Annotated in this window: 14 protein-coding genes; 4 read left to right on the forward strand and 10 right to left on the reverse strand. The window is 34.0% G+C overall.

Translation table 11 applies throughout. The features are described 5' to 3' along the window. Positions 1-124: 124 nt before the first annotated feature. Positions 125-2,098, forward strand: a complete 1,974-nt coding sequence (locus tag V6624_RS14870; protein WP_338839119.1) for a sigma 54-interacting response regulator — start codon at positions 125-127, stop codon at positions 2,096-2,098. Here V6624_RS14870 and V6624_RS14875 read toward each other — a convergent pair. After that, positions 2,095-2,880, reverse strand: a complete 786-nt coding sequence (locus V6624_RS14875) for an alpha/beta hydrolase (RefSeq protein WP_338839121.1) — start codon at positions 2,878-2,880, stop codon at positions 2,095-2,097. The genes V6624_RS14870 and V6624_RS14875 overlap by 4 nt on opposite strands. A gap of 287 nt (positions 2,881-3,167) precedes the next feature. Here V6624_RS14875 and V6624_RS14880 point away from each other — a divergent pair, with 287 nt between their 5' ends. Continuing rightward, positions 3,168-4,004 carry an alpha/beta fold hydrolase gene (locus tag V6624_RS14880; RefSeq protein ID WP_111290697.1) on the forward strand — a complete coding sequence of 279 codons (837 nt, stop codon included), beginning with the start codon at positions 3,168-3,170 and terminating at the stop codon, positions 4,002-4,004. Positions 4,005-4,143: 139 nt separating this feature from the next. Here V6624_RS14880 and V6624_RS14885 read toward each other — a convergent pair whose 3' ends face one another. Further along, complete coding sequence (locus V6624_RS14885) at positions 4,144-5,376, reverse strand: C10 family peptidase (RefSeq protein WP_338839122.1); 1,233 nt, start codon at positions 5,374-5,376, stop codon at positions 4,144-4,146. A 281-nt stretch (positions 5,377-5,657) separates the two neighbouring features. Here V6624_RS14885 and V6624_RS14890 point away from each other — a divergent pair, with 281 nt between their 5' ends. Then, complete coding sequence (locus V6624_RS14890; RefSeq protein WP_338839123.1) at positions 5,658-6,680, forward strand: LLM class flavin-dependent oxidoreductase; 1,023 nt, start codon at positions 5,658-5,660, stop codon at positions 6,678-6,680. Positions 6,681-6,731: 51 nt separating this feature from the next. Here the strand turns inward: V6624_RS14890 and bioB are convergent, their stop codons facing one another. From bioB to V6624_RS14915, 5 genes are all read right to left on the reverse strand, one after another. Next, entirely contained in the window at positions 6,732-7,721 is a 990-nt protein-coding gene (gene bioB, locus V6624_RS14895) for a biotin synthase BioB (RefSeq protein ID WP_338839124.1), read from the reverse strand. Positions 7,722-7,957: 236 nt separating this feature from the next. Continuing rightward, positions 7,958-8,824 carry an alpha/beta hydrolase gene (locus V6624_RS14900; RefSeq protein ID WP_338839125.1) on the reverse strand — a complete coding sequence of 289 codons (867 nt, stop codon included), beginning with the start codon at positions 8,822-8,824 and terminating at the stop codon, positions 7,958-7,960. 36 nt (positions 8,825-8,860) lie between these two features. After that, positions 8,861-9,415 carry a hypothetical protein gene (locus V6624_RS14905; protein WP_338839127.1) on the reverse strand — a complete coding sequence of 185 codons (555 nt, stop codon included), beginning with the start codon at positions 9,413-9,415 and terminating at the stop codon, positions 8,861-8,863. Positions 9,416-9,433: 18 nt separating this feature from the next. Further along, the gene (locus V6624_RS14910) at positions 9,434-10,003 is read right to left on the reverse strand and encodes a cupin domain-containing protein (RefSeq protein ID WP_338839129.1); all 570 of its coding nucleotides are present in this window, start codon (positions 10,001-10,003) and stop codon (positions 9,434-9,436) included. Between the two features lie 11 nt (positions 10,004-10,014). After that, a complete protein-coding gene (locus V6624_RS14915) occupies positions 10,015-10,233 on the reverse strand; it encodes a 2TM domain-containing protein (RefSeq protein ID WP_111290709.1) in 219 nt (72 codons plus the stop codon). A 220-nt stretch (positions 10,234-10,453) separates the two neighbouring features. Between V6624_RS14915 and V6624_RS14920 the strand changes: the two genes are divergently transcribed. Then, positions 10,454-11,029 (forward strand): Crp/Fnr family transcriptional regulator, encoded by a 576-nt coding sequence (locus V6624_RS14920; protein WP_111290711.1) that lies wholly within the window; start codon positions 10,454-10,456, stop codon positions 11,027-11,029. A gap of 74 nt (positions 11,030-11,103) precedes the next feature. Here the strand turns inward: V6624_RS14920 and V6624_RS14925 are convergent, their stop codons facing one another. The 3 genes from V6624_RS14925 to V6624_RS14935 all read right to left on the reverse strand — a co-directional run bounded on the left by V6624_RS14925 (position 11,104) and on the right by V6624_RS14935 (position 14,581). Continuing rightward, a complete protein-coding gene (locus tag V6624_RS14925; protein ID WP_111290713.1) occupies positions 11,104-11,901 on the reverse strand; it encodes a DJ-1/PfpI/YhbO family deglycase/protease in 798 nt (265 codons plus the stop codon). 217 nt (positions 11,902-12,118) lie between these two features. Beyond that, positions 12,119-13,543 carry an antibiotic biosynthesis monooxygenase gene (locus tag V6624_RS14930; protein ID WP_162615030.1) on the reverse strand — a complete coding sequence of 475 codons (1,425 nt, stop codon included), beginning with the start codon at positions 13,541-13,543 and terminating at the stop codon, positions 12,119-12,121. 471 nt (positions 13,544-14,014) lie between these two features. Then, the gene (locus tag V6624_RS14935; RefSeq protein ID WP_111290717.1) at positions 14,015-14,581 is read right to left on the reverse strand and encodes a Crp/Fnr family transcriptional regulator; all 567 of its coding nucleotides are present in this window, start codon (positions 14,579-14,581) and stop codon (positions 14,015-14,017) included. Positions 14,582-14,741 lie beyond the last annotated feature (160 nt).

A 14,741-nucleotide genomic window follows, 5' to 3' on the forward strand; every position in this document is an offset into this window, starting at 1 on the left:
TGAAAATTACGGTTAATTGTGATTTTTATTTATCTAAATTTGGAAACGACTAATTTTAATTAGTATAATTAACTATTTTTGTATCAATTAATTAAGTGCAATATAAGACAAAATTTACTCACTTATGAAAAAGTCTCCCGATAACGGATATGAAGCTGTTTCTTCAGGTTTGAAAAAACGAATTTTAATTGTAGAAGATCAATTTATTGAAGCGCACGATTTGCAATTAATTCTCGAAAAAGCAAATTATGAAGTAACAGGAATTGCACGGTCGGTTGAGCAGGCTTTGGATCAGATTCAGATCGAAAAACCAGATTTAGTTATTCTGGATATCATGTTAAAAGGGAGCAGAAACGGAATAGAACTGGCTCATTATCTTAAAGAAAAATATATCGGATTTATATTTATTTCGGCGAATTCGAGTAAAGGTATTTTAGATCAGGCTAAAACAACTCATCCTTACGGATTTATTGTAAAACCTTTTCGAGATCAGGATGTTTTGACAACTTTAGAAATAGCATTTTTTCGTCAGCAATATAGTTTAGAATCGCAGTTAATGCAGCAGTTTCAGCTTCAAAAAGAAATTACAGAGATTATAAATTCAAATGTAAAGAAAGACGACGCGCTTCTGGCTTTCGCTAAAATTATCCAGACTTTTATTCCGTTTGATTATTTAGAAACAGGATTTGTCACAACAACACATTACGATAATCTAGGAATCATTCGCAAAAATATTGATCTCTATCAAATTGTCGATTCTAAAAAGCTTTCTCAAATAACAGATTTATCTCTGAAAGAAATTGATGAGACTTACAAAAAGTCAAAAATTGATAAAGAAGCCATTATTTATAGTGAAGAATCATTAATTAATAATTTGCAGGAAGCGCCAATAAAAGCTCTTATAACTCATAATTTTAGAATAAAATCGTATTTGATTTTTCCTATCTCAATTGCCGCGATCCAGAGCTATCATTTTACTTTTTACAGCCGAAACCTAAATGTTTATTCTCAGGAAAGTTTAAAGCTTTTGAAAGCACTCGAGCATACTTTTTCTCAGTTTATTGCTAAAATTTATTCGACACAAGAAACGAGTTTACCACTTCAAAAAAAGGAAATAAAAAAAGAAAAACCAGAAACAACTGCTGTCGGTTTTGAAGGAATTATTGGTAATAGTTCGCAAATGATTTCCGTTTTTAATTATATCCGAAAAGTGGCTCCTTCAGATACTTCCGTTTTAGTTTTAGGCGAAAGCGGTACTGGAAAAGAGAAAATTGCACAAAGTATTCATGCTTTATCTGATAGAAAAGAGAAGCCGCTAGTTATAATCAATTGTGGAGCGATTCCTGAAAACCTTGCAGAATCTTTGCTTTTTGGACACGAAAAAGGCGCTTTTACGGGAGCTGTAGATCGAAGAATTGGAAAATTTGAACTGGCAGATGGCGGAACTGTTTTTCTTGATGAAATAGGAGAGATGTCGCTCGAGCTTCAGGTGAAATTATTGCGTGTTTTGCAAGAAAGAGAAATTGAACGCGTTGGCGGAACGTCATCTTTAAAAATTGATGTTAGAATTATTGCGGCCACAAATAAAAATTTGGAAGAAGAAGTAGCTGCTGGAAGATTTAGAATGGACTTGTATTATCGTCTTCACGTTTTCCCGATTATTGTTCCTTCTCTAAAAAAGCGAAAAGAAGATATTCCAGATCTTGCCAATCATTTTATAAAAGTCTACAGCGAAAAAATGGGCAGAAAAGCTCCAAATCTTTCCGATTTTGCTTTGCAGCAAATTATGAATTACAATTGGCCAGGAAATATCAGAGAGCTTGAACATGTAATGCAACGCGCCATTTTATTGACAGAAGGAAATACGATAAAAGAAATAGAGCTTTCGACGTCTTCTAAAATGCATCCAGAACAGGTTTCTGAGCCATTTTCGATAAAGACTATTTTAGAAAACGAAAGAGATTATATTTTATATATTCTAAAAAAATGCAATGGAAAAATTTCGGGAGCTGGCGGTGCAGCAGAAATTCTAGATATTCATCCTTCAACTTTAAATTCTAAAATAAAGAAACTGGAAATTAAAAAAGAAATTAGCTAAGCAATTTTTTCTAGCCAATTTGCGATAAATTCAGCAACAGTTTCCCAATTTCGATCGACTAAAACTAGATGATCGGTATCTCGAAATTCTTTGTAACAGGTGATAGAATGTATGTTTTTATATTTTTTAAAATTGGAATAAATTATTGATGGCGGAATAAAATGGTCTTCAGAACTTGCCAAAAATAAAATAGGATTGTGTCTGTTTTTGAAATTTATATTTGCCGATTTAGAAAATATATCGCCCAAAACTAATTTGGATTCAGGAATAACTAATTTTTCATAACTGTTTTTCTGTTCTTCAAAAGACATTTGATTGCTGAAAAAATGCTTCCAATTTTTTAAAGACAATAAATAGGTTTTTTGTTTCGAAATAAAACAATCTGAAAAACGCGGAATGATTTTATAAAAGGAAAAATTGAAATATAGCATTTTGCCAGGAGGAAAAGGATGTATGCAAATTCCGGCATATCCTAAATCTTTCTGAATTAATAATTGTGTCAAAAGACCTCCATAAGAATGCCCAATTAGAATTGGTTTTTCAGGCAATTTTTCAATGATTTCGGTGTAATAATCCAATAAATTATTGAGACGAATTGTAGCAATTTTTGAATGCGGATGTGTTTGTCTTAAAACACTTGAAGATTCATTTTTGTGTGGCCAAGGCGGCGCTACGGTTTTATAACCTTTACTTTCAAAAAAAATAATCCATTCTTTCCAGCAGGAATGATTTACAAATGCTCCTGTAATAAACATAATCGTTTTTTTATTAGATAAATACATATCAGCTTAATTAGATTATTTTTTTGAATGCAGAACAATTTGATTTACAGGAACAAAAGCAATGCCTTTTTTGGTAAAGTGTTGATTATAAGAGTATTCTTAACTGAAGACATTTTTAGAATTATTATATATCGTTAAAAAGAAGATTAAGTATTGAAATATCATGATTTTTAATACAGTATAAAAATGTAAAGCCTTTGTATTCAATAGGTTTTGTGTTTTGGTTTAATCTTTGACTGTCGCAAATGCAAAAGAATTATTTTGAAACCAATCTTTAAATTATAATTATGAAAAAAATTTATGATGCAGAGACACGTTATGCCGATGCTGGCGATCGTAAAATTGCTTATCGCTCTTATGGTAAAGGGAAAGCGATATTTTTTGTGAACCGTTTTAGAGGAATTCTCGATACTTGGGATCCGCTATTTATTGCATTGTTGGCTAAAAAATTTAATGTTATTGTATTTGATTATACAGGAATTGGCTCCTCTACAGGTACTTTGACACCAGATATAACCGTTGTTGCAAAGGACATTAAAGATCTTGCTGATATTTTGAAATTAGATTCTATTGCTGTTTTAGGCTGGTCTTATGGCGGATTAGTGGCGCAGGCTGCTACTTTGCTATATCCTAATCTTGTAACGCATGCAATATTGGTTGGAACAAATCCTCCAGGAAAAAATGAGGTTCCGATTGAGCAAGCTTTTTATGATGCAGCTTTGAAACCATTAAATGATTTTGAAGACGAGATAGTTTTGTTCTTCGAACCAAAATCAGAATCTAGTAAATTGGCTGCGAAAGCTTCACACGACAGAATCCATAAAAAAATTGAAGTGGAAAAAATTCCTTCTACAATGGATGTTTTTCAATTATATTTTGGAGGAGGAGATGGTTTTAGAGAAGATGATTTAAATTTTAGAGAACAGATTAAAAAAACAAAAACACCAATTTTGATTATTTCAGGAGATCATGATATAAGTTTTGCTGTCGAAAATTGGTACACTATTTTTAATCAGATGACAAATGCTCAAATGGTTGTTTATGCCGCAACTGGACATGCGCCTCAACATCAATTTCCAGAATTGACTTCAAAACATATTATTAATTTTGTGAAATACTCATAATGGATTTGAGAAATTCAATACAGAAATAAAATGAAAACCCGTTTGAATTGTCAAGCGGGTTTGTTGTTTTTAAAATGTTTTTATAAAAAAAGCTCATTTACAAAGAAATGAGCTTTTAGGTTTTTATGATTTTTATACTTTAAGGAGTAATATTATAGATCATTTTTCTGTTGTTATTGTAAGTCGAGCCACCTGGATTAAAATTATCGAATGCGTACCATCCGTTATTATATCCTCCATACCAGCCCCAGTTCATTCTAAGCATCAGTGTTCCAACTCCTGTGCAATCATCAAAGTAAAAATTAGTTGCAAGATAACCATCACAAACCCACATATGGCCACTTGCACCGCTTCCGCTTAATATTACTGGTCTTCCATAATTAAGATTGTTTTTAACTGTTTCTTGATCGTAATTTGCCCAGTCTGCACGAGTGTAACCAAAGTAATTTTTTAATACAAAACCCATATTGTAATCAGAACTAACACCAGTTCCATCACAATTATAAGTTATACCTCTTCCAGGAGGAAATGCCGAATTTATAGAATTATGAATGTCTAAAATTAAATTTGCTGTCGTTGTAGTTGCATAATTTGTTGGCATTGCTGACCAATTATATCTAGTAGGATAGCTGTAATATTTCATTACTTGCGCCATAGCAATTGGAACACACCCTGCATAAACCTGAAAATTGCTTCCGCTACAGTTTATATATCCTAGTGAAGAGTTGAAACCATCATATTGGTACCATTTAGTATTTAATAAAGGGCCAATAGTAGTAGTTTCTGTATGTTCATAGCATTCTTCAATTGGGACGCTTGCGGTTTTATTTGCATTTGTTTCTCTAGATGTATTTTGATCTGTTGCTCTAGATGTCAGCTTTATTTTTTTCCACATTTGTTTCGTTAATGCGGTTTGTTTAGAATTTGAATGCTGAATATCGTTGATTTGTTTTTTAGCATCGGTCATCCAATATTTAAGGCCTAACGGATAAGCAGCTTCATTAACGGTAAATTGGCCTTCTTCAGAAAATGCTAAGATAGGTTCTGTTCTATTATCTGCGGAAAGGATGATAAATCCACCTTCATTGTAGTTTATTACGTAAAATGAGGTGTTACCACTTTCGTTTTTTACTTCATTGATGGTCTTGATAGTTTTTTTTATTTGTTCAGCAAAACCAGTGCTTTTTGAGGCAGCACCATTGTTTTTATCGAAAGAAACTGATCCCGCAATTTCTTTGGCCATTGCCAACTGAATAAAATTTTCATTTTTACTATTGATGCTCGTGACATCCGATTCGCTGTCCTTTGAACAGGAAATAATAAAGAATAGTACAAAAAGGCATATGCCTTTTAAGAAATAGTTTTTTTTCATAGTTATAAGATTTTTGCTACTAATATAATAATAAAATTAACTTTTGAAAGAAAAAACTCAATCTATTAATGTTATTTGTTTCGTAATTTTGAAAAAGAGATTTGAAGAACATTAAGAAAATAAGACTTTATTTTATGGATTTAGGCAATTAAAGCTTATCAAAGAAGAAATTATGATTCAGAATCTATAATCAGATATAAATTACAGTTAATTTACTTAGAAAGTAATAGCTACTCACTTTTTGATGCGTATATTTGAAATACTAAAAAAAGGAGTCATTTATGAAGAAAATAGGATTTTTATCTTTTGGACATTGGTCTAATAATCCGGCATATAAGACTCGTAATGCAGCAGATACTCTGCTTCAATCTATTGATTTAGCGGTAGCTTCAGAAGAAATTGGTTTAGATGGAGCTTATTTTCGTGTGCATCATTTTGCACAGCAATTAGCATCGCCTTTTCCTTTGCTTTCGGCAATTGGTGCTAAAACGAGTAAAATTGAGATTGGAACTGGTGTTATCGATATGCGATACGAAAATCCGCTATATATGCTGGAAGATGCTGGATCAGCTGACCTAATATCTGGAGGAAGATTGCAATTAGGAATAAGTAGAGGATCGCCAGAACAAGTTATTGATGGCTGGAGTTACTTTGGTTACGAACCTGAAAATGGTGAAACCGATGCTGATATGGGCCGCAAAAAAGCATTGGATTTTTTGGAAGGATTAAAAGGCGAAGGATTTGCAGAACCAAATCCGTATCCTATGTTTCCAAATCCGCCGGGCTTATTGCGCGTTGAGCCACATTCTGAAGGATTGAGAGAACGTATCTGGTGGGGAGCTGCATCTAATGCTACTGCTATTTGGGCAGCAGAAAATGGAATGCACTTGCAAAGTTCGACTCTTAAATATGACGAAAACGGCAAACCTTTCCATGTTCAGCAGGCAGAACAAATAAGATTGTATAAAGAAGCTTGGAAAAAAGCAGGACATCAGCGTGAAGCAAGAGTTTCTGTAAGCCGTTCGATTTTTGCAATAGTCAACGATCAAGATAGATATTATTTTGGCGGACAAGCTAAAGCCAATGATAGTTTTGGTTATATCGAACAAGATAAAAGAGCCATCTTTGGAAAAAGTTATGCAGCCGAACCTGACAAATTAATTGAAGAATTGGCTCAGGACGAAGCTCTTCAGGAAGCAGATACGATATTACTCACTATCCCAAATACTTTGGGCGTTGACTATAACGTACATGTATTATCTTCTATTCTGGAACATGTTGCTCCAGCTTTAGGTTGGAAATAAGCAATAAATAAAAGCCCTCTGATTTGAAAATGAGGGCTTTTTTTATGTTTTTTAGATAACAGAACAACTGCTTTTATTTTCTTTCTTTAAAGGTTTAAGCCCGAGATTTTGAAACATCTGCATATCTTCAGATACTCCTGGATTTGGCGTTACTAATAAAGTTTCGCGTTCGCCAGTAAAAATAGAATTGGCTCCAGCCATAAAGCACCATGCTTGTTCTTCTTCGGTCATTTCAATTCGTCCTGCGCTTAAGCGGACAATAGAAGCTGGCATAATAATACGCGCTGTAGCGATCATTCGAACCATATCCCAAATAGGTACTTTTGGATTGTTTTCTAAAGGTGTTCCTTTTACTCGAGCCAATGCATTTACTGGAACAGATTCAGGATGAACAGACATCGTAGCTAAAGTTAACAGCATAGAAACACGATCCGCATTACTTTCTCCCAAACCTATGATACCGCCAGAGCATACCGTGATTCCAGCTTTTCTAACGTTATTAATCGTGTCCAAACGCTGATCAAATTTACGCGTACTGATTATCTCATCGTAATAGCTCTCAGAAGTATCTAAATTATGATTATAAGCATACAAACCTGCATCTTGAAGACGTAGCGCCTGTTCTTCGGTTAGCATTCCTAGAGTGCAGCACACTTCCAATCCGAGATCGTTAACACCTTTTACCATTTCAATTACACGATCAAAATCTTTGTTATTTCGAACTTCTCGCCAAGCAGCAGCCATGCAGAAACGAGAAGAACCATTTTCCTTTGCTTTTTGGGCATGTTCAATTACTGTTTCAGTTGGTAAAAGAGCCTGAACTTTGATATTGGTATGATAACGTGCCGCTTGCCCGCAATAAGAACAGTCTTCGGGACAACCGCCTGTTTTTACAGAAAGTAATGTGCATACCTGTATTTCTGATGCTTTATGCCATTCACGGTGTACAGTCGCAGCCTGATAAACCAATTCTAATAAAGGCTGGTCATAAATAGCCTGAATTTCTTCTTTGCTCCAATCGTGTCGTATTTGTTTGTTCATTTTTAATCTTGTAAAATCGTTGATATACATTAGCTATAGCCAAATGTACTATCTTGTGGTATATTCAAAATAAACCACTTTTTATATTATGGGTGGTCCGGATGAATTTGCATATAGAGTTTTTACAGAAAAAGATGCCGAGTGAGATGCTAGAAAAAGCAATAAAAAAAAACTCTAAATCATTGATTTAGAGTTTTAAATTTAAAATCCTTATTGCTTAAAAGTTTGCCAAGAAATTACTTTGTTATAATTTCTTTTATAAGTTTAGTCAGCTCAGCCGATTTTGATATAAACGGACTATGCCCAGAATTTATAGTATAAGTATTTGTAATTCCTGCTTCTTTTGCCATTTTTTGCTGAAAATTGTAGGTAATAGTATTATCAGCGGTTGTGAAGATGTAATATTTTTTCCCTCCCAAATTATAATCTTCTGTTTTATAAGTTAAAGGTGTTCCAAGCGGAATTGTCGGCTCTGCTTTGTACTTAGAAACAAGAAATTGTTTTTGGGCATCTGTTGCATCTTGAGCAAATATTTTAGGAAGATTCACTTCTGGATTAACGATTCCGGCCAAAGTTTGATCATCAGACAATTTTAATGATGGAGGTAAAAGTGAAGCCGTATCCATTTGAGAATAATCTAAAACACTTTTTCCACTTTGCGGAATAAAACCAGCAATATAAATCAGTTTTTTGATTTTTTGAGGAACTTCTGCAGCAGTTTTAGTAATTACAGCTCCTCCTAAACTATGACCAATTAAAATTACAGGCTCGTTATAAGCATTAACCGCTTTCTTCACTTCATCAACATAAGCCTGAAACGAAACCTGATAGGCAGGAGTTGTATCGTCTCCGTGTCCAGGCAATTTTACCACAGTAATATTATAACCAGCAGCTTTTAAGTCTTTCTCGGTTTGATCCCATACGTATGATGCCTGCCACGCGCCGTGTACCAATACAACTGGAGATTTTTTAATATTTGCATTATCATCATTTGTACATGATGCACTTGAGATTGTAGTAAACAACAGCAGAAAAAGTTTTGATATTGTTTTTAAGGGTTGCGAATTCATTTTCGATTTTTTCATTGTTTTTAAAATTTTCATTGTATTATTTTTTATTAAAATTGGATGTTTTTTAAGTTAGGAAAGAACATCAAAACCATTTAAAACAGTTGCAAGTAGGGTGTAAGCGCCAACTAAAAAGATAAGTTCGGCAACTCCATTTTGTCCTAATATTTCTTTGGCAAGATTATAAGATGAATCAGGAACAATTCTTCCTTTGGCTAACACAGAAGCAATTTCATACGCCATAGTTTCTTCTTGATTTAATTCATTTGGACGAATTCCCGATGCCAACGATGCAACTGCTTGGGCTGAAAAGCCAAAATGTTTAGCCATAATTTCGTGGGCATAAAGTTCGAAACGCGAACCAAATGCTGCACCAATAGTGAGAATAGCCACTTCTCGTACTTTTTTAGAAAGTGTTGCATGATTGTCTAATGAACGGACAAAACTTAAAGCAGGAATTCCAAACTGAGGAAATCCAAGCATTGGCGGAAATGGACCTGTTAAAGCACCTTCGTTATTCAGCATTGATACTGGCCCTTGGCTTGTGGTAATAAGTTTTACAACTTCGTCGTGTACATAGCGCACTTCTGCGTTCATTGTTTCTGGTTGTATGGGATTTACTCGCATGATAGTAGTTATTTAGATTTAGCGAAGATTTTCTTCAAATTGTCCATCGATTAAAATGAAAACAACACGACAGACTTTTCCAGATCGATTGCTCCAAGCATGATTAGTGCCTCGTTGTACAATAATATCTCCTGCTTTTGCCGTTGTTTCACCTTCGTCCACAATCAAAGTTAGTTCGCCTTCTAGAACAATTCCGTAATCAATAGTTTCGGTTTTATGCATTAAAGGATGAGGCGCATTTCCACCAGCTTTTGAAGCATGTTCTCCGCTCATCGTTTTAAAATGTTCAAAAGCTTGTTCTTGAGTAAGATTGCGTATTTCATCACCTTCTGGCGGAAAATCGATCACTCGTATTCTTGTTCCTTGTTTTGGAGGACCAAGAATAAGTCCGTTTTCTTCAGGATCTTTAGAAATGCTGTCGATTAGCGCAGGAGTTTGTTTCGTATTCCAAACCTCATGAAATTTGGCTCCATTTGGTCCGCCAATCATAAAAGTTCTCGTTGGAACTTCGTCAGAAACTATAATTGCTTTTCCTTCTGCATTATGTCCTGTTACGATACGTCTGAATGTTGTGTTGTTTGTTTCCATGATTATTGAGATTAGATTTTATTTTTTCTGAACACAAATACACCCAAATAATGAAAAAGAACTCCAACTGCCCATGCAGAAGTAGACCAAAGTGGCCAAGGATAAGTAGTATCTGTTAAATACCAAATAAGGAAGATTATTGGAGTTGCCAATAGGAAAACAAGAAAGTGAATTTTGAATCCTAATTTTGGATTGTGTGCTTTAGCGTCGATGTTAAATTTAGTTTTCATGATTAAGTTTTTTTAATGATTAGTAATAGATTATTTTAAATGAAATGTTTTTTAATTATTTGATTTTCAATTTATTTACATGACAAAGGTAGAGCGGGTACTTGAGGAACATCGTTGACTTTGGTTAAGAACTAATCATTTAGATTTTAAAAAGAAAGCATTTTGTATTTAGCAGAATAAAATCTAATTTTAGAGAAGTTATTTCTCTTAACTTAATGCTATGGATGCACTTAAAACTGTTATAACATCATTTGTTCCGATGTCTGATGAAGAGTATAATTTGATGCTTCCGATTATCGAAAGGAGGGAAGTGGCAAAAGATACCGACCTTTTACAGCAGGGAGAAATCTGCCGTCATATATACTTTATAGAAAGTGGTTTTTTTAGAATGTTTTATGTAGATTATAAAGGAAACGAAATCAATTGCCGATTTGCAAAACCAGATGATTTTCTGGTAGATTTCGCTAGTTTCATTACGCAAAGAACAGCTCAATACTATTGCAGAGCGATGGAAGATTCGAAAGTAATTGCTTTAGAATATGAACAGGTAGAAAACTTATATCATAGTTCTCCTAACTGGTCAAAATTTGGAAGGCTAATAGCCGAATATGCTTATTTAATCATTATAGAAAGAGAGGAAATGCTTCATTTTCAAACTCCCGAAGAACGATATAAAACCATTTTAAAAAAAGAACCTTATCTTTTTCAGATGGTTTCGCAGAATCAGCTTTCATCTTACATTGGCATAAAACCAGAATCTCTAAGCAGACTTCGTAAACGAATGATTGGCAAGTGATTCGTTAAAATAAATGATAACGGAAGACAAAATTTTATCTCCCGTTATATTTAATTCAGCAGTAATGTATCGAATTACTTTTTCTTAACTAACCAGCTTTCAACTGCTTTCGAAAAATCAGCTACATCAATCGGATGTCTGCTTGTTATAATGTTGGCATCAACTACCACGGGCTGATCAGAAACAATTCCGCCTGCATTTTTAAGATCGATTTGAATGTTCCAATATCCCGTCAATTTTCTTCCTTTTAAAATATCAGCCGAAGCCAATACAACCGGTGCGTGACAAATGGCAGCAATCAATTTCCCCGATTTATTAAAATCCTGAATGAATTTTATAACGTCTTTGTCGTAACGAAGATTATCAGGATTCCACGCGCCTCCCGGAATAAATACAGCATCGTAATCGCTTACTTTAATCTGATCTGCTGTTCGGTCAAATTTTATCCATCCAACGGGCTGTAAATATTGAATGGCCATAACGTGCGTTTTTGCCATTTCTGGACTGCTTAATCCGTATCTTGCTGGAGCAGGATTGTATTTTGGCGACACAATATCAACTTGTGCGCCCAATTCTCTAAAATACCACACAGGGCCTGTCAATTCTATTTCTTCAAAACCGTCTGCAGCAAGTACTGCGATTTTTTTTCCTTTTAAAACTGTTTTGTCTTTTACAGGATTAAAAAAGAAAGCTCTTAAAGCTTCGTTTCCAGGCGCATTTAACAGCGAAGAAACAGGCATTACAGAAACATGAGACGGTGTTGTCAATTGGTTGATCACATCTAATTTATGATCGATATCTTGTGCTTGTGCATCTGATAATGCAACGGCGCTTAATAAACTTGCTGTCATAATTTGTCTTAATTTTTTCATGATTTTTTATTTTAACTATTACTACTGATTTTCTTAAGTTGTTAATGAAATTTTACCAACACATAGAAACATAGATTCTATGTCTAATAAAGGCGGCAAAGAGAAAAATATTTCTTCCACATAGTTTACTATGTGCATTTAAACAAGTGAAACGCCTTTTTTGCGTCTGCAAAAACTATGTTTCTATGTGTTTAAAAATAATTTTACTCAAAGTATTTTATTCTCTTGTCAGCGGAGCAAATTCTATTAGATTGTGCAGTCCGTTTTGAAAAGGAGGTTTTTTAATGCTGGTTTCCAAATATTCGATTACGGGTTTAATTGGAGGGAAGTTTAGGTGATACTGAAAAGCATCGTTGCTTCTAAATTTCTCGTAGGTTACAAACTGTGTTTCATCTCCTTCAATTTCAGAAAGCTGATACGTTACGACTCCAGGCTCACTGCGAAATTGTGGCATCGCGATATGATAAGTATCTTTAAACTGCTGTTCTGTTCCTTTTTTTCCGTCAACAAACAGCATAATCACAAGCTGATTGTCTTCTTTTTTGGAAGTTTTTCGCCACTGTTCTTTGGTTAAAGGTTCCAGATCTTTTACGTAATAGATTTTGGGCGAAGTTTTTAAGGATTTTTCAGTTAAAGATTGTAAGGCTTTTGCCTGTGTTTTTTTACTGAAATCATCTAATTGTTTTTTTCCGTTCCATCTTTCAATCAGCCATAAAATATTGGTTTTGTCTTGTTCGTAAAAAGCTTCAGCCATAATATTTTCTTTGGATGAAAGAGAAGCGGTTACATAATCTTTTAATGCTTTTCTAAATGATTCTGAAACATTCTCTGGAACTTCATACATCGTTAATTTCGCAATGGTTTCAGAAGCCGTTAACTGTTGCAAAAGTGCTTCGCCAACTGCCTTTGCCGATTGTGGATTCTGTCCCGTAACCAATCGCTGGTCAACCGTAACATGTATCTGCCATAAACCTGATTTTTCAAAAATGGCTCCTCTTTCTATTAGTTTAGATTCTAATAAAAAAGGCGCGGCTTTATCCAGTTTTACAGCAGTTTCTTCTTCATTTGTAAAGGCATTAATTTTTTTGCCATCTACAAGATATTTATCATCAAGCTTAATATTTAAAAGTCCAGCAGAACCATGTGATACCGCACTGATGATTCCGTTATTTTCATATATTTTAGACGCTATTGCAATCAGCTGTTTATTATTTGGCAAATCCCACATCGCGCCGTGACCGCCAGCAAAATGTATAGCAGCATATTCTTCAGGATTAATGCTTTCGGGGTTCAGCGTGTTTTCTATTTTTTGTCTGTATTTTGTATCTAGCCAAAATTTCTTGTTTGTCGAATCACTTAAATTGAATCCTTCCACGGGTGCTTTGCCTCCTTTTGGACTGACAAAATCAACTTCGTATCCGGCACTTGTTAGTACATCCCAAGGATGTGTTACTTCAGAAAGATAAAATCCTGTTTTCTCTCCCGTATTTCCCTTTTTTTCATGATTGGTGACCACGAACAAAATTTTCTTTTTCATGTTTTCAGAATTTTTAGCTTTAACACTGGCTATAACAGTCATAGACATACAGAATGCGACTATTAAGACTTTTTGGGTAATTGAATTATATGGTATTGTTTTCATATTTTTTCATTTTAAATTTTCAGTTATCTCTTAGACAAATTTCCATTTTGAATATTCGTTAGAAGTTGATTTAAATCACTTTAAAAGAGTGATTATGATCACATTGTATTTAAAAACAGGACAAAAGTATATCGGTCATTCTTTCCAAATCATTGACTTTGGTTAAGAATGGATTTTTTTAATTATGAATTATGAATTATGAATTATGAATTGTGAATTGTGAATTGTGAATTGTGAATTGTGAATTGTGAAATTGATTAACTTCTTAATATTGTTACGAAGTCCCAGCGGGACGAAATATTTATAGAAATAATCCGTGATTTGGAGAAGAGCTCCAGCGGAGCGAAATATGTCGCTCCGCTGGAGCTTTTTAGTCTACGTGATTTATTTGTGTCTATAAATATGTCGCTTCTCCGAAGCTTTTAATTTCGAGGATTAATTTGTATCTATAAATCTTACGCTCTTCCAGAGCTAGTTATTGAGATAAAGTCTGCTAAGCGTTTCTCGACAGACTCCGAGATATTCTGCGATGTATTTTTTGGGTATTTTCTGCAAGATGCTTGGGTAATAACTTGCAAATTTTTCATAACGCTCTTTTGGATTGTCTGATAGTAAAGAAATAATTCTTTTTTGTTGGGAAGAATAGAGCAGGGTTAATTTCATTCTAAAAAAATGCTCCATTTTATGAAGTTCAGAAGCTAGTTTTTCTCTTGCGTAAAGTGTCAGACATAATATTTCGGCATCTTCCATGCAGACAATATTTATAGTAGATTCTGTTTGATTGAAATAGGCGTTATAATCTGAAATCCACCAATTTTTTATGGCAAACTGAAGAATATGTTCTTTGCCGTCTTTATTAATGTAAAACGCTCTGAGAGTACCTTTTAAAATCCAATATTCGCATTGAACTTTGTCTCCGCTTTGAATTAAATACTGATGCTTTTTTATTTTCTTTTTGGTAAAGAAAGTTTTGATATAAGCAAATTCTTCATCGCTTACAGGAGTGATTTCTTCAATATGATTTCGCAGCTGATCCATAGATAATACATCATTTTTGTGAATAAGTATTTAGATATCAATATGCTGTGAAAAAAGACTAAGAACATGCCAATAATTTTATGAAACAGAAAAATGTGCAGAAATAGAATCTTAACTACTGTTATTACTGTTGTTTTTAGTTTTAGTTTTTTAAATATCA

This window comes from Flavobacterium ginsenosidimutans, from assembly GCF_037478105.1.
In the GTDB taxonomy this organism is placed as follows: domain Bacteria; phylum Bacteroidota; class Bacteroidia; order Flavobacteriales; family Flavobacteriaceae; genus Flavobacterium; species Flavobacterium ginsenosidimutans.

What these genes read in the sequence shown, in the direction of transcription:
- V6624_RS14875 (WP_338839121.1), bottom strand. Translation starts at nt 2,880, where the DNA reads ATGTATTTATCTAATAAAAAAACGATTATGTTTATTACAGGAGCATTT.
- V6624_RS14910 (WP_338839129.1), bottom strand. Translation starts at nt 10,003, where the DNA reads ATGGAAACAAACAACACAACATTCAGACGTATCGTAACAGGACATAAT.
- V6624_RS14935 (WP_111290717.1), bottom strand. Translation starts at nt 14,581, where the DNA reads ATGGATCAGCTGCGAAATCATATTGAAGAAATCACTCCTGTAAGCGAT.
- bioB (WP_338839124.1), bottom strand. Translation starts at nt 7,721, where the DNA reads ATGAACAAACAAATACGACACGATTGGAGCAAAGAAGAAATTCAGGCT.
- V6624_RS14930 (WP_162615030.1), bottom strand. Translation starts at nt 13,543, where the DNA reads ATGAAAACAATACCATATAATTCAATTACCCAAAAAGTCTTAATAGTC.
- V6624_RS14905 (WP_338839127.1), bottom strand. Translation starts at nt 9,415, where the DNA reads ATGCGAGTAAATCCCATACAACCAGAAACAATGAACGCAGAAGTGCGC.
- V6624_RS14925 (WP_111290713.1), bottom strand. Translation starts at nt 11,901, where the DNA reads ATGAAAAAATTAAGACAAATTATGACAGCAAGTTTATTAAGCGCCGTT.
- V6624_RS14885 (WP_338839122.1), bottom strand. Translation starts at nt 5,376, where the DNA reads ATGAAAAAAAACTATTTCTTAAAAGGCATATGCCTTTTTGTACTATTC.
- V6624_RS14870 (WP_338839119.1), top strand. Translation starts at nt 125, where the DNA reads ATGAAAAAGTCTCCCGATAACGGATATGAAGCTGTTTCTTCAGGTTTG.
- V6624_RS14890 (WP_338839123.1), top strand. Translation starts at nt 5,658, where the DNA reads ATGAAGAAAATAGGATTTTTATCTTTTGGACATTGGTCTAATAATCCG.
- V6624_RS14920 (WP_111290711.1), top strand. Translation starts at nt 10,454, where the DNA reads ATGGATGCACTTAAAACTGTTATAACATCATTTGTTCCGATGTCTGAT.
- V6624_RS14900 (WP_338839125.1), bottom strand. Translation starts at nt 8,824, where the DNA reads ATGAAAATTTTAAAAACAATGAAAAAATCGAAAATGAATTCGCAACCC.
- V6624_RS14880 (WP_111290697.1), top strand. Translation starts at nt 3,168, where the DNA reads ATGAAAAAAATTTATGATGCAGAGACACGTTATGCCGATGCTGGCGAT.
- V6624_RS14915 (WP_111290709.1), bottom strand. Translation starts at nt 10,233, where the DNA reads ATGAAAACTAAATTTAACATCGACGCTAAAGCACACAATCCAAAATTA.